Genomic DNA, 15,192 nt, shown 5'->3' with positions numbered 1-15,192 from the left:
CAGTGCGCGAGTAAACTCACGCACTTAAGCAGAGCAACATATGAAACAACAGAAAATATTATTTATTGACCGAGATGGCACTTTAGTTGAAGAGCCCGCTATTGATAAACAACTCGACACGTTAGAAAAACTTGTTTTTGAGCCAAACGTTATTCCTGAGCTGTTAAAACTTCAAGCGAAAGGTTTTGCCCTAGTGATGGTATCCAATCAAGATGGTTTAGGAACGGATAGCTTCCCACAAGCTAATTTTGACTTACCTCATGATCAAATGATGGCGATATTTGCCTCACAAGGGGTGACATTCCAAGACGTTCTATTATGCCCTCACTTTGATGAAGATAATTGTAACTGCCGCAAACCTAAGTTAGGCATGGTCAGTGAATACTTGCAACAAGGTCGTGTAGATTTTACTAACTCTTATGTTATTGGCGATAGAGAAACCGATTTAGGCTTAGCCGCTAACATGGGTATTGTCGGTATTAAGTACGATCGTAAAACCTATAATTGGGCACAAGTAAGCGAGCAAATTTTAGACTCACTCGATAAACCACGTATTGCTAGCGTAACCCGCACCACTAAAGAAACTGATATTACTATCACAGTGAATTTAGACAAGAAAGGTGGCAGCAAAATAGATACTGGCCTTGGCTTTTTTGATCATATGTTAGATCAAATCGCCACCCACGGCGGCTTTAACTTACAATGTAGTGTTAGTGGTGATTACCACATTGATGAGCACCACAGTGTTGAAGATACCGCGCTAGCGTTAGGACAAGCACTTAATCAAGCTTTAGGTGATAAACGTGGTATTGGCCGTTTCGGCTTTGTTCTTCCTATGGACGAATGCCGCGCTGAATGTGCAATTGATTTATCAGGCCGCCCATGGCTTGAGTTTGATGCTGAATTTACTAGCGACAATGTTGGCACCATGTCCACACAAATGGTTTCACACTTTTTCCGTTCATTAGCTGACTCCATGTTAATCACATTACATTTATCAACCAGTAAAGGTAATTGTCATCACCAAGTAGAAAGCTTGTTTAAAGTATTTGGCCGTGCATTAGGTCAAGCCATTAAAGTTGAAGGCGATGAAATGCCTAGCTCAAAAGGAACCTTGTAATGTCGCAAGATGTGTCACAGGTTACGACAGCGTCAAATAATGTCATCGTTGATACCGGTTGTGCTAATTTATCTTCAGTAAAATTTGCCGTTGAGCGTTTAGGCTTTAACGTGACTATTACCGATGATATTGAAAAAATCAAAGCCGCCGATAAAGTGATTTTCCCTGGGGTGGGTAGTGCAAAACATGCCATGGCGAATATCAATGCCAAAGGGTTGGTAGCTACACTACAAAGCTTAACCCAGCCGGTATTAGGCTTTTGTCTAGGCATGCAGTTAATGACCGAGTCCTCAACAGAGGGAGTAGCTTCTACTGAGGGCGCTAAAGAAAATCACGTTGATTGTTTAGGTATGATCCCAACACATGTTGAGCCTTTAAAAGCACAAGGTAATCGTCTACCTCATATGGGCTGGAATACACTAGTTAGCGTATCAGACCACCCGGTATTAAAAGACATTAACATCGGTGATTATTTCTATTTTGTTCACAGCTTTGCGGCGCCGATTAGTGAATATACGCTAGCAAGTTGTGAGTACGGCAGCGAGTTTTCCGCCATTATCGGAAAAGACAACTTTATCGGTTGCCAATTTCATCCTGAACGCTCTAGCGAATTGGGCAGTAAAATAATTAAGAATTTTTTGGAGCTATAACCTCATGATGATTCCTGCAATAGACCTGATAAACGGCGAAGTCGTTCGTTTATTCCAAGGTGATTACAACCAGAAAACCAACTATCAATATACAGTGCAAGAGCGCCAGCAAGCTTATGCGGCGTCAGGGGCTACTGTAATGCACTTTGTTGATTTAGATGGCGCTAAAGACAGCACTAAACGCCAGTTATCTACGTTAAAAACTGTGGTAAATCATGACACCATGATCACACAAGTCGGTGGTGGTATTCGCTGTGAAGAAGACGTACAGCAGTTACTCGATTTAGGGGCTACCCGCGTTGTTATTGGCTCGCTGGCGATTAAGCAACCCGAGTTAGTCCTTGAGTGGCTAAAAACTTACGGCGGCGAAAAAATTGTTTTAGCGCTTGATATAAAAATTGATGAGCAAGGCAATAAAACCTTACCTACTCACGGCTGGATTGAAGATAGTGGTGTTAATTTAGAAGACTTATTAGATGCCTACATTGAAGCAGGTATTAAACATATTTTATGTACTGATATTTCTAAAGACGGTACCTTAAGTGGTTCAAACGTCGACTTATATATTGAGCTATGTAAAAACTACCCAAGTATTCAATGGCAAGCTTCTGGCGGTATTGGCTCTTTAGATGATATTAAAGCGCTTATTGGTAGTGGCGTTAGCGGCGTTATTTTAGGTCGTTCATTACTTGAAGGTAAATTTACCCTAGAGGAGGCTATTGCATGTTGGCCCGCAGAATAATTCCCTGTCTAGACGTACGCGATGGTAAAGTTGTCAAAGGTGTACAGTTTAGAAATCACGAAATTATTGGTGATATTGTCCCGCTAGCACAAAAGTATGCCGAAGCCGGTGCCGATGAACTAGTTTTTTATGATATTACCGCCAGCTCAGATGGCCGCGTAGTCGATAAAAGCTGGGTCAGCCGTATTGCTGAAGTTATTGATATTCCTTTTTGTGTCGCTGGTGGCATCAAAAGTGAAGAAGACGCCAAAGAAATATTAATGATGGGAGCTGATAAAATTTCTATCAACTCACCTGCCCTTCGCGATCCAAGCCTTATTACTCGTCTTGCCGATCATTTTGGTCAGCAATGCATCGTTGTCGGCATTGATAGTTTTTATGATAAAGACACTGGTAAATATCAAGTGTATCAATTTACCGGCGATGAAACCCGTACCCAAAAAACTAGCTGGACCACTTTTGATTGGATCAAAGAGGTCGTTAGCTTAGGTGCCGGTGAAATTGTGCTTAATTGCATGAATCAAGACGGTGTCCGTCAAGGCTATGATATTGAACAATTACAACAAGCACGTAAAGTTTGTAGTGTGCCATTAATTGCTTCTGGCGGCGCGGGTGAAATGTCACATTTTAGCGATGTATACCAGCAGGCCGATGTAGATGGCGCTTTAGCCGCATCCGTTTTTCATAAGGGCATTATCCCTATTAGTGAGTTAAAAACTTATTTAAAATCACACAACATTGAGGTTAGACCATGTTAGTGAACAAAGAAAATATCAATGAATTAGCATGGCAAAAAATGGATGATCTTATCCCTGCCATCATTCAGCACAGCGGCACTGGTGCGGTATTAATGCAAGGTTTTATGAATCAAGAGTCATTAGCGGCAACGCTAGACTCAGGTAAGGCAACTTTTTATAGTCGCTCTAAACAAGGCCTATGGGTTAAAGGTGAGACTTCAGGGCATTTATTAAATGTTGAGCAAGTATTAACAGATTGCGATCAAGACAGTTTATTAATTGCCTGTACGCCAGATGGCCCAACTTGTCATTTAGGCACTGAGTCTTGTTTCCCTGAGCAAAAATTGACTCAGCAGAACTTTCTCAGTCAGCTTGAGCAAGTTATTGCTAGTCGTAAAGATGATGACCCTAAAGAAAGCTACACTGCCCATTTATTTTCACGCGGCACCACTAAAATGGCGCAAAAAGTCGGTGAAGAAGGGGTTGAAGTTGCCCTTGCTGCAGTAGCAGAAACCAAAGAAGATTTACTAGGTGAATGTGCTGATTTGTTTTATCACACGCTGGTATTGTTAGCCGATCAGAAAATTGACTTAAGTGAAGTGATGGCAGTTCTACAAGAGCGCCATAATAAATAACTAGCGCTTATTTTTTAACTAGTAGGTACCTTGTGTAAAACACAAGGTACCGCTTATCCAATCACAATATATAAAACACTTTATGACTGCTTTTGAGCAGCTAACATCGCTTTATACTCTTCAATTTTAGCATCCGCTTCATCACCAAATAAGATCTTACAGGCAGCAACTAAACCAGGATCTGAAAGTATATCTTCCTCATTGAGTACCATAGATATTTTTGAACGCCTACGTAAGAAATCATCTAATTTAGTCACCATTTCACGCTGCGAGGCATGCTCTAGTTCAACGACTAGGTACTCAGTATTCTCAATGAGTAACTTCCCTTTCTCAGGCTTTTCTCTAATACTCTCAAGCATATTAATGGCATTACGACCATAACGTCGCCAGAATCGTTGTGTTAATGGCTCAGAAGACGTTGAAGGCGTTAAATCATCAAAGTTCATCAACCTTGCTCTATGCATAAACTCTGCTTTAATGCTGTCATCAGGCTCGCCATACCATTTGTGATTAGCATAAGGTAACTCAATACCAAAGCTAGCCACTAACTTAGCCACTTCATCACCGACATTAATACAATCGGTCAGTTTGCCACCAAAAATAGACATATAAGATGTGTCTTTATTGACATCTATCGCATGTTTACGTGATAACTGTACCCAATCGGCTTTACCGCCTTTGCCTTTAATGGCAAGTGGTCTTACACCACAACGTTCAGAGATAATATCATCAACGGTTAATGGCTTAGCTAAGTCTAAAAGCTGATTAACATTATCTAAAACAAAGTTGCGATCTTCATCAGTCACTTTAGCATTAGCATTTTCAACTTGGGTATCAGTAGTACCTATACAAGTTTTCGTGCCCATTGGAATAACGAAAAATAATCGACCATCACTAGCAAAGAAAGTCAGCACTTTTTCACTGTCAGTAATTTTATCAACAATTAAATGAATACCTTTAGAAAAAACATGATGATGAGCCGTTTCTTCTTTATTGGTGTCATTCATTTTATCAACAAAAGGACCACAAGCATTGATAATGCTTTTTGAGCGAATAGTGATTTCTTCACCGGTAATACCGTCTTTGGCTTTTGTTAACCATATATCGCCTTCTTTGGCTGAGCCTTGAGACTCAACATAGTTAGCAGCAATACAGCCATAACTCATACTATTTCGAATGAAGTTAAAAACAAAGCGTGCGTCATTGTCATATAAATAGGCATCTGAATATTCAAAACCGCCACTGACGTTCGCGGTATTAATACTTGGCTCTAATGCCTTTATTTCTTTACTAAATAACAATGAAGGCTTTTTAGTAAATAACCTCCCCATCATCCAGTATAAAACCGTACCCATGTAGATAAAAAATGGCGGAAATCTAAAGCCTTTTTGAATACTGGTTAAAAATCGTACTTCTTTAACCGTTGACGGGTAACTACGCATTAAGTGATTACGACTCTTACAGAGCTTATTCACCAGTAAGTATTCATAACTTTCTAAATACTTAATACCGCCCCACGCTAGGTTTGATGAATTAGAGCTTGTAAAACCAGCAAAGTCACCTTTATCAATTAACGCTACCTTTACGCCTTTAGCGGCAAGTGATGCTGCCGAAACAGCACCATTAATTCCCCCGCCCAATATCAGCACATCATAGGTACCTTGAACGAGTTTTTTTACATTGTTTTTTCGTAAACTATTCATATTTTTTTCAATTTAAACCTAAGTTAAGCTGAAGCCGTGTTATTTACCCAAGCTAACTCAGCTTTTTGGCCAAATACAACTCGGTTCAACAATAAAGCAACCGCTACACAGGAAAGTAATGTCACAAACATTAAGTGAATATAATGAAGACCAAAAGGAGCGTGTAATGGCGAAAATTCAAAGCTCATTGCGCCGTATAAAAACACCCCGAAGAATACGGCGACAATTGCCGCGTTTGCATGCACATTTTTAAAGACTAAACCGATAATAAATACCGATAAAATTGGCATACTTAGTAAGCCATATAGTTGCTGTAGTAAATTAATAATGCTGTCAGCTTGTTGGTAAACAGGCACTAACAATAATGAAAGCACGGTTAATAATATGGTCACGAAACCACTCAACTTAGGGACGTTCGGATTATCATTGATATAGGCTTCATGGATATCACAAACATAGAGTGCCGTAGCTGAATTTAAATTACTGTTAAAAGTTGTTAGTACCGCGGCGGCCATAGCAGCAGCGAAGATCCCCGATAACCATGCAGGTAATAAATCACCGACAATTTGACCGTAAGCCACATCGCCAATATCTCCATAAAGCTTAAAAGCGATAATGCCAGGGACAACAATTATCGCCGGAACAATAACTATTCGAATAACCGCAGCAGCATAAACGCCCTTTTGCGCTTCTTTTAAATTTGGCGCAGCCATAGCACGCTGAGTAACTACCTGATTAGTTCCCCAGTAGAACATTTGAATAAAGATCATACCGGTTAGCAATGTATGCCAAGGAATTGGCGAGTCGTCACCGCCGATCAGTGTTAATCGCTCAGCTGGAATATCCGAAAAGTCATAATCAATGGCATTAAGGGCTAAAATCACCACCATTACCGCCATTACCAACAGCAACACCCCTGAATAAGTATCAGATACCGCAACGGCACGTAAGCCGCCAAATATCGCGTAAAGTGCGCCAACAACGGCGAACGTAATGGCAATATACATAAGCGGAATATCAACATTGAACATAGACTGCATAAACAATGAGCCAGAATAGATTACAGCTGGGCAGAAAATAAGTGCGCTTCCTAAGAAAAACATCACACTGATCACCGCACGAATACTGTTGTTGTTGTAGCGTTTTTCTAATAATTCAGTGGTAGTTGTACAATCAAACTTGTAATAAACAGGTAAAAATACTTTCGCTAAAATAATTAAGCCGACAACCGCAGAAAACTCCCACAAAGCGAGTAGCGCCATTTGTTGACCGTTCATGCCAACGAGCTGATCAGTACTTAAATTAGTTAAGGTGATAGAACCAGCAACAAAATACCAAGCTAAGCCTCCACCGGCTAAAAAATATTCTTTGGTTTGGTTGGCTTGTGTATGGCCTTTACCTCGACAATGCAAATAGGTGAGTAAACCTATTAAGGCGGTAACCGATAAAAATACCGCAATTTGGATAATGTTTTCTGACATTCATAATTCCCCTACCAGCTAAATATATAGTTAAGCTGGCTGTGTTTAGTGTTAGTTCTTCGAAAGCGCAATAATGTTTTTAAATTGATTTCTGATTATTTATTAACTTCTATAGTGATATTTTTAATTGCTGGAAAATGTGCTTGAGCATTATTTTTTTGAATAAGGGTATTTAACTGTAAAATTGAAATTAACATGGCATGAATTGCCGCTAGATAATTTTTCTTATTCAGCGTCTCCAGTGTCGAGGGCGACAACAACCTTAATTTATCTTCATCAATAGTCATCAAACCGGTAATTTTTTGCGTGCTATCATCTTGATAGCGCACCAATAAATTGATGGATTTCGACAAGCCCAATTCATCTAGCATCTTTCCAAAGCTATAAGTGTTGTAGTCATGTTCTATGTCAGCTTCTAAAAGCGTTTTAATTCGGCTTAGTGTTTGAGTCGCTTTCCCAGAATTATCAAAAAGCATGTCACCTTGCGTAGTTGAAAAAGCGTCACTCTTTTCATCAATTCCTATGGTATAAGCACGCTTTTCGGTAGGTGAATTCATCAAGTAAAAAGGATACGTTTGTATGCTCGTCGGCTGATAAGGTACGGTCCACTGTCCGTCTTGAACCAACAAATTACTGCCCAATTGAAAACTACTTAATGCCGATAATTGCCAGTTACCTTGCTGAGGGCTTTTAGATAAAAACACCGGAAGACTACAAACCACGTGGCCAATCTCAGCGACTCTAACTTGCAGTAAATGTTGCGATGAGGCAAAGTCAATTCGACTATTGCTTGCTACCTTATAGTTACTATGCTTTTTATTATTTAATTCTACTAATTCAGTCATTAAAAGTTCCTAATTTGAAGCGGCAAGCCATTGATTAATATAATCACGGTGCGTTGGTAACGATTGCAACATTTGTTGTGTTAATTGGCTGTTGCGATTCATAATTTGCTCTGCATGTTGCTGTTGATTAAACAGGTAACTTTGGCGTGAAAAATCTGGACTAAACTCCATACCGTAAAGTACATATTGATAACTTGCGGCAGGAAATAACTCCATGGCACTAGTAAAGTCACTCGTTGTTGGGCCACGAAATTGCCAAAGTGCTAAATCATCTTTTAAACTTTGTGGTATTGAGCTGTCTTGACAATGTGCTTGCCAGTACGGCTCCGGTCGTTTGGTTAACATATAATGAAATTTAAGAAAATCGACAATGCGGCTCCAACGATAATCCATTTGGGTATTAAAGCGCTGCTCAACTAACGGCATTTGTGTATTATCGGCAGGTAAATTTTCAGCAATATAACGGGCTGAGATTTCAACTAGCATAATTGCCGTGGCTTCTAATGGCTCAACAAACCCTGCCGACATGCCAACCGCGACACAGTTTCCTTTCCAAAACTGCTCTCTATGCCCAGATTCATAACTGATTTTTCTTGCCGTTAAACCATCGGCTTGAGGGCCGATATATTTACGTAAATTAGCTTCTGCTTCATCATCACTTAAAAAGTCACTGGCATAAACATGACCAACACCGCGTCTATTTGTTAAGCCAATATCCCATATCCAACCTGCATTTTGTGCTGTTGCTATGGTGTGACATGCAATGGGCGAGTCCTCATGTTCATAAGGCACTTGCATAGCCAGAGCGCTATCGTTAAATAAGTATTGATCTACTGGTTTAAAAGGTACCTTTAATGTTTTACCTAATAACAGTGATGCTGTGCCTGTACAATCAATAAATAAATCAGCAGTTACCTCGCCATTTTTTTCTAGAATAATACTATCGATAGTTGCTTCATCACGAGTATTACAGATTTTTACTGTGTCGATTATATGCTTAACATTTAAATTTTCTTTGCAGTGATTTTTTAATAAATCCGCAAAAGCGCCGGCATCTAAATGGTAACCATAGTTACATTGTCCTTGATAATCGGACTCAGACATAGTACGTGGTGCAAGACCTGCTTCACATAATGCCTGCTGATAATTAGTCTCAGGGGAAAAGTTTTTAATTTCTGATGTATAAGGGGCTAAGTCTATTCGTCCATAAGCTAATGGCACGGTAAACGGATGGTAATAGTAATCTTCATTACCATGAACCCACTCTACAAATTTACCACCTTGTTTAAACGCAGCATGGCAGCGTTTAAATAAGTCTGATTCTTTAATGCCTATTTGTTGTAAGGTATTTTTCATTGTTGGCCAAGTACCTTCACCAACCCCTATCGTAGGAATATCGGAAGATTCAACCAAGGTAAGAGTGAACTGATGCGCATTAGCATGCTTGTGTTGTGCTGCAATAACAGCTGCGGTTAACCAACCCGCTGTTCCACCTCCAACCACAACAATATTTTTCACTGCATTTGACATTATGTTTTTCCTAACATGTATAGTTTTTAAATAGGCGTAACTAAACTATAACCTGTTAATTTATAAATAAAACTATAGAGTTTACAAAAAATGGCCTCCTCAAGTACCGGAGGCCATTAAACCATTACAACACTTTAGAACTTAGCACGTACACCTACGGCGTAGCGTGAGCCATTATCTTCAATATTGTAAATTTGATTAGCAAAACGACCTGTTTGAACTAACTCTTCTTTAGTAATGTTGATACCTTCGAAGAACACAGATACGTTTTCATTAATGTCATAGCTTGCACTGATATCCCATTGGCTAAATGGCTTAGTGTAAACAGGCTCACCAGTAGAGCCGCCCGCTGAAGCATTATCAATATAACGTAAGAATTCATCACGATTATTGTAAGCAATACGTGCTTGCCAGTTATCAGCTTCGTAGAAAAGGATAAGGTTTTGTGAGTCACCTAAACCTTCTAAAGCAAACGTTTCAGTGGTGTCTTCACCTAAGCTAACATCACTGTCTACAACCGTAGCATTGGCTGTAATACCAAAACCATTGTCAAAAACATGAGTAATGGCAACTTCATAGCCTGTTACATTCGCTTCTTCACCGTTTTGCGGGCGAGTAACGGTGTAAACTTCTTGCTCACCATTCAGCTCAGGGTTAGCTGCTGCAGTTTCATCTGTACATAAATCGCCTGTACAAAAGAAGTCTGTTGGCATACGGTCAGATAAGGTATAAGTTTCTTCACCTGATAAAGTGATAATGAAGTCATCAACTTTCTTGTTAAAGAAGGCAAATGAGAACATGCTTGCATCACCATAGTACCACTCGTAAGAAATATCCCAGTTCTCAGCTGTGTATGGTTTAAGTGCTTGGTTACCACCTTGAGCCGTTAAGTTTTGACGACGTGGTTCATTAAACGTAGTCGCTGGAGACATTTGCGACATAGTAGGACGCGTTATTGAATCATATACAGCAAAGCGTACTACCATATCTTCTTGTACTTCTAACTTAACATTTAAGCTAGGTAACAAGTTTGAATATGAAGCTGATTCAGTAATTTGTTGCGGCGCGTTCGAGAACACATTTTGAAATAAGGTATTATCTGACGTTGCAATTACATCGGTGATATCACTTTGAATGGCAGTAGCATCAACATCAGTTGTTGAATAACGCGCACCAAAGTTAACCATGATAGGCATATCGCCAATATCATAACCAAATGTGAAATCAAGATATAAGCTGGTGATATCTTCATTAATGGTATAACGATTATCTTGTAATGTCGGCTCAATTGGGAAACCTTGATCCGCCAAGAAATCTACCATGGCATCGCCATCATAAGTATAGAAAGTATCAATTAACCCTGAAAAATAGTTCTCAGCAGTATATGGTCTAAAATCTATGATGTCATTTGGCGCTTCTGTACCATAACCACAGTACTCACACTGGTTTCCAAAGATTTGAAAGCTTGATTTTTCACGTTCTTGACGATAAAAACCAAAATTCGCTGATTCAAACACATCACCGTCAGCTGCATAGACGAAGTCAGCTTTAAATTCTGAGATTTCATCTTCGTCTGAGAATTTATTACCTTTCTCATTGTAGTGTAAACGAGATAAGCTGGCATCAGGTAAGCTACCATCAACAAAACCATCATGACGTACTGTTGGTGTGCCACCAGTTGAGTCAAATTCATAGTTATTGATGATACCAACAACGTTAAATCTGTCATTACCAGCACGATCATTTTCAGCCGATGATGTTGATAAATCAAAAGAAGACGTTAACTGATCAGTAATATCCCAATCAACTTTAATACCAAAACCTTTATTGGTTACATCTCTAGAGTTACGTGTATGAGAAACGAAGTCAGTCGCTGGATCGCCACTACCTGTTAAACCATTACTACCATGAATACCAATTTCTTGAGTAAATGACGTTAATGTACCCGTTGCTTCATCAATAGTAGCACTGCCAACACGATCAGGTTCAAACCAAGAAGCTAAATCAGTCACTTCAGAGTTAACCTCAAACTTTGACATAAAACCATCAACAGTGATGCTTATCTCATCGGTAGGAGCATATTGAAAAACTAAACTTGCGTTAGTACGAGTACGTTCTTGATTGTCGACTATTTGATCCCAATTACGAGGAATGTAAGCATTAGTAAATAACACTTCATTTCTGTTTTGGATAGTTTGACCTGAACGCCAACCAGCCGTTTCAATACGGTTAATTTGCACATCACGCTCTGAATGGCTTACGGCGAGTAAAAGGCCCATTCTGTCATCATTAAAAGTATTACTCACTAGTAAAGACGCAGCGGGAGATACTTCTTCAGACAAGCTTTCGTACATGCCTTTCACTGAGCCAACAAGTTGAAAACCGTCGTATTCGAAAGGTCTTGCCGTGGTTACATTAATTGTACCACCAATACCGCCTTCTTGAAGTTGAGCACTTCCTGTCTTATAAACATTAGCACCCGTAATTTGATCGGCAGCTAAAATATCAAAGTTAAATTCACGACCAGCACTATCAGTAGCAACTTGACGACCGTTAACTAAAACAGTATTAAACTGTGGACCGAAACCACGTACTGTTACCGCTTGTCCTTCACCACCACTACGGTCAATTGAAACACCTGTGATACGTTGTAAAGACTCGGCTACGTTAAGATCAGGGAATTTACCTAAATCTTCTGCTGCGATGCCATCTGACACAACCGCTGATTCTTTCTTATCAGACATTGCTCTTTTTAAGCTACTTAGCATGCCCGTCACTGTGATAACTTCAACATCTTGTGTATCGGTTTCAGCAGCTTGAACATTTACGTTAGTTAAAGCACTCGAAATTGCTAAAGCTAATGCAGTATGTTTACCCATAGCTTTAATTCTTTTTTGCATAATTATCTCCCCTTAGAAGATTATGGTTTTATAATAGTTTTTTTACCTGTGATCCTTCACATAACACTTCCTAACTACGCGTTTTTCAACGAATAATACTTTAATAAGGTCCTAACTCTGTACTTTGCTTACCGCTTGTAACCACTGGCTATATAAGTTATTTGTTAACTTTTCATCTAACGTATTTTGATAGGTTTTTTCACAGTGCCACATTTGCGCTAATTGCTCTGTCGACTCAAATACTCCAACAGCTAAACCGGCTAAATAGGCAACACCTAATGCTGTTGTTTCACTCACTTTAGGTCGTTGCACACTTATGCCTAATAAACCCGATAAAAAGGTTAGCAACCAATCGTTTTGGACCATGCCACCATCAACACGAAGCACTTGAGGAGATAGACCATCACTTTCCATGGCGAGCAATAAATCTTTTGTTTGATAAGCAACGGATTGCAGTGCGGCTGATACGATTTCTTTAATGCCAGAATCTCTGGTCAAACCGAGAATGGCGCCACGAGCATCGGCATCCCAATAAGGAGCACCAAGCCCCGTAAAGGCAGGTACTAACACCACACCATGTTCATAAGGAATTTGATCCGCCAGCGCTTCAGACTCTTTAGCATGGCTAATAAGCTGTAAACCATCGCGAATCCACTGCATGGTGGCTCCCGCCATAAATATGCTGCCTTCAATGGCATAAGTGACTTTGCCATTTAATCGATAAGCAACAGTACTAAGGAGTTTATTTTGAGAGGATAGTATTTCATCACCGGTATTGAGCATTAGAAAGCAACCAGTGCCGTAGGTACTTTTAGCCATACCTTTTTTAAAACAAGCTTGGCCAATAAGCGCAGCCTGCTGATCGCCAGCTATGCCACAGATAGGGATAGCATCACCAAAAATAGACTTTTCTGTTAAGCCAAATTGGGCTGAGCTATCCATAACCTCAGGCAAAAGACTTGCAGGAATAGAAAATAGCGCAAGTAATTCTTTATCCCAGCATTGCTCGCGAATATTAAATAGCATGGTTCTTGAGGCATTACTGGCATCGGTTTTATGGGACTTACCACCCGTTAAGTGCCATAAAAGAAAAGTATCAACCGTGCCAAAAAGTAAGTCACCATTTTCAGCTTTTTCTTTTGCACCAGCTATATTTTCTAGAATCCAACGAATTTTAGTGGCAGAAAAATATGGATCTAACAATAGTCCTGTTTTTTCATTGATAAGAGCATTCAAAGAGGGGGATTCAATAGACTTACAATAATCGTTCGTTCTACGGTCTTGCCAAACAATGGCATTACATATCGCCTTACCAGTAGCTTTATCCCAAACAATCGTGGTTTCTCTTTGATTGGTGATGCCAATCGCGGCGATATCACTCGCCGATAATTCATTGTCGACAAGCACTTGCTTACACGTAGATAGCACGGATTGAAAAATATCATTAGGATCATGCTCCACCCAACCATCATTAGGAAAATGTTGAGGGAACTCTTGTTGAGCAACACCGGCAACATTGCCTTCTTTTGTGAAAACAATAGCGCGAGAGCTGGTCGTACCTTGATCGATAGACAATATATAACTAGACATAAAAACATCATTTTCTATAACATTTGCCATAATCTAGTTCGTAATCGAATATTTTTCAACCTTTAATTTTCAAAAACGAACAAATATAAAGTTAAGTGTTTAATATAATTGTTTTTTTGTTTTTAAATAAATACAAACGAAAGTCAATATTTAATAAACAATTTAGCCTTACATCTAACACAACTCTGGCAGCACACTAGAAATAACCTTAAATACAACTAGTTAGAACATAGAATAGACAACTATATAATGTTCATTAATTTTTTATATTGTTAACACCTAAGTATATAGACAACAAATCAATAATTATCAATATATACAAACTCAAAATGAACTTTTATTCATCAAAAACATCTACCAAGTGAAATAAATATTTTCATTATGATGATTTACAACAAATAAATGTTGTTTTAGCTTAAAAATTGTATATTCTGAACATTAGTAATGTTCAATTAAGTAGGTAAATTCACAGGTAAAAGGTTATAAAATGCAAAATAAAAGGCAACGGTTACTTATTGAGTTCTTAAAAGATAAGGGCTATGTGACTATTGATGAACTTGTGCAATACTTTGATGTAACTCCGCAAACCATAAGGCGAGACCTTAATTATTTAGCCGAAGAGAAGTTAATTGTTCGGCATCATGGCGGTGCAGAAGAGATTAATTCATCGACAACAGAAAACACTTCCTATCGCAGTAGAAAGATATTGAATTTAGAAGCAAAACAGCTAATAGCTGAAGAGCTAGTAAAGAATATCCCCAATGGCTCGTCCTTGTTTATTAATATAGGCACCACGACTGAGACGATTGCGAAAGCACTGTTAAACCATCAAAACCTGAATATTATTACCAATAACATTCATGTCGCGACAATATTATCTGCTAAAGAAGATTTTACTGTCATTATTGCTGCAGGTGAAGTACGTCACCGCGATGGGGGAATTATCGGTGAAGCCACCTGTGACTTCATTGGGCAATTTCAAATGGATTTTGGCATTATAGGTATTAGTGCCATTAGCTCAGACGGCTCATTACTCGATTATGATTTTCGTGAAGTTAAAGTTGCTCAAGCCATCATTGATAATTCAGACAAGGTTATTTTGGCCGCAGACCACTCGAAATTTGGCCGCAGCGCTATGGTAAAACAAGGTAGTATTACTCAAGTAGATCAATTATTTACAGATAAAAAACCACCAAATGAAATTAGTGAGTTATTAATTAATCATCAAGTAGAAACAAATATAATTCAAAAACACTAGC

12 protein-coding genes are annotated in these 15,192 nt (G+C 39.1%); 6 read left to right on the top strand and 6 right to left on the bottom strand.

What is annotated here, in order from left to right; genetic code table 11:
- Positions 1-40: 40 nt before the first annotated feature.
- Genes hisB through hisIE form a run of 5 tightly spaced genes read left to right on the top strand, consistent with a single transcriptional unit; the run spans position 41 to position 3,884 of the window.
- Complete coding sequence (hisB, locus tag AC27IF_RS09630; RefSeq protein WP_487053969.1) at positions 41-1,120, top strand: bifunctional histidinol-phosphatase/imidazoleglycerol-phosphate dehydratase HisB; 1,080 nt, start codon at positions 41-43, stop codon at positions 1,118-1,120.
- Positions 1,120-1,770 carry an imidazole glycerol phosphate synthase subunit HisH gene (gene hisH, locus AC27IF_RS09625; RefSeq protein ID WP_487053968.1) on the top strand — a complete coding sequence of 217 codons (651 nt, stop codon included), beginning with the start codon at positions 1,120-1,122 and terminating at the stop codon, positions 1,768-1,770. Before hisB ends, hisH begins: the two co-directional genes overlap by 1 nt.
- A 4-nt stretch (positions 1,771-1,774) precedes the next feature.
- Positions 1,775-2,512 (top strand): 1-(5-phosphoribosyl)-5-[(5-phosphoribosylamino)methylideneamino]imidazole-4-carboxamide isomerase, encoded by a 738-nt coding sequence (gene hisA / locus AC27IF_RS09620; protein WP_487053967.1) that lies wholly within the window; start codon positions 1,775-1,777, stop codon positions 2,510-2,512.
- Positions 2,494-3,270, top strand: a complete 777-nt coding sequence (hisF, locus tag AC27IF_RS09615) for an imidazole glycerol phosphate synthase subunit HisF (protein WP_487053966.1) — start codon at positions 2,494-2,496, stop codon at positions 3,268-3,270. Before hisA ends, hisF begins: the two co-directional genes overlap by 19 nt.
- Positions 3,264-3,884 (top strand): bifunctional phosphoribosyl-AMP cyclohydrolase/phosphoribosyl-ATP diphosphatase HisIE, encoded by a 621-nt coding sequence (gene hisIE, locus AC27IF_RS09610; protein WP_487053965.1) that lies wholly within the window; start codon positions 3,264-3,266, stop codon positions 3,882-3,884. Before hisF ends, hisIE begins: the two co-directional genes overlap by 7 nt.
- 80 nt (positions 3,885-3,964) lie before the next feature.
- Here the strand turns inward: hisIE and AC27IF_RS09605 are convergent, their stop codons facing one another.
- From AC27IF_RS09605 to glpK, 6 genes are all read right to left on the bottom strand, one after another.
- Positions 3,965-5,587, bottom strand: a complete 1,623-nt coding sequence (locus AC27IF_RS09605) for a glycerol-3-phosphate dehydrogenase/oxidase (RefSeq protein WP_487053963.1) — start codon at positions 5,585-5,587, stop codon at positions 3,965-3,967.
- A 23-nt stretch (positions 5,588-5,610) separates the two neighbouring features.
- Positions 5,611-7,068, bottom strand: coding sequence for an SLC5 family protein (locus tag AC27IF_RS09600; RefSeq protein WP_487053962.1), 1,458 nt, complete (start codon positions 7,066-7,068; stop codon positions 5,611-5,613).
- 95 nt (positions 7,069-7,163) lie between these two features.
- Positions 7,164-7,913, bottom strand: a complete 750-nt coding sequence (locus AC27IF_RS09595; RefSeq protein WP_487053961.1) for a SapC family protein — start codon at positions 7,911-7,913, stop codon at positions 7,164-7,166.
- 9 nt (positions 7,914-7,922) lie between these two features.
- Positions 7,923-9,443: a tryptophan halogenase family protein gene (locus AC27IF_RS09590; protein ID WP_487053960.1), complete on the bottom strand. Its 1,521-nt coding sequence runs from the start codon at positions 9,441-9,443 to the stop codon at positions 7,923-7,925.
- Between the two features lie 134 nt (positions 9,444-9,577).
- Positions 9,578-12,343 carry a TonB-dependent receptor gene (locus AC27IF_RS09585; protein ID WP_487053959.1) on the bottom strand — a complete coding sequence of 922 codons (2,766 nt, stop codon included), beginning with the start codon at positions 12,341-12,343 and terminating at the stop codon, positions 9,578-9,580.
- A 111-nt stretch (positions 12,344-12,454) separates the two neighbouring features.
- On the bottom strand, positions 12,455-13,933 hold the full coding sequence (gene glpK, locus AC27IF_RS09580) for a glycerol kinase GlpK (protein ID WP_487054026.1): 1,479 nt from the start codon (positions 13,931-13,933) through the stop codon (positions 12,455-12,457).
- Between the two features lie 487 nt (positions 13,934-14,420).
- On the opposite strand from glpK, the gene AC27IF_RS09575 reads away from it, so the two are divergent.
- On the top strand, positions 14,421-15,191 hold the full coding sequence (locus tag AC27IF_RS09575; protein ID WP_487053958.1) for a DeoR/GlpR family transcriptional regulator: 771 nt from the start codon (positions 14,421-14,423) through the stop codon (positions 15,189-15,191).
- Position 15,192 lies beyond the last annotated feature (1 nt).

This window comes from Colwellia sp. KS18-150 (assembly GCF_057551365.1).
The sequence above is the reverse complement of the archived record's forward strand: the minus strand, read 5'-3'. Positions and strand labels throughout refer to the sequence as shown.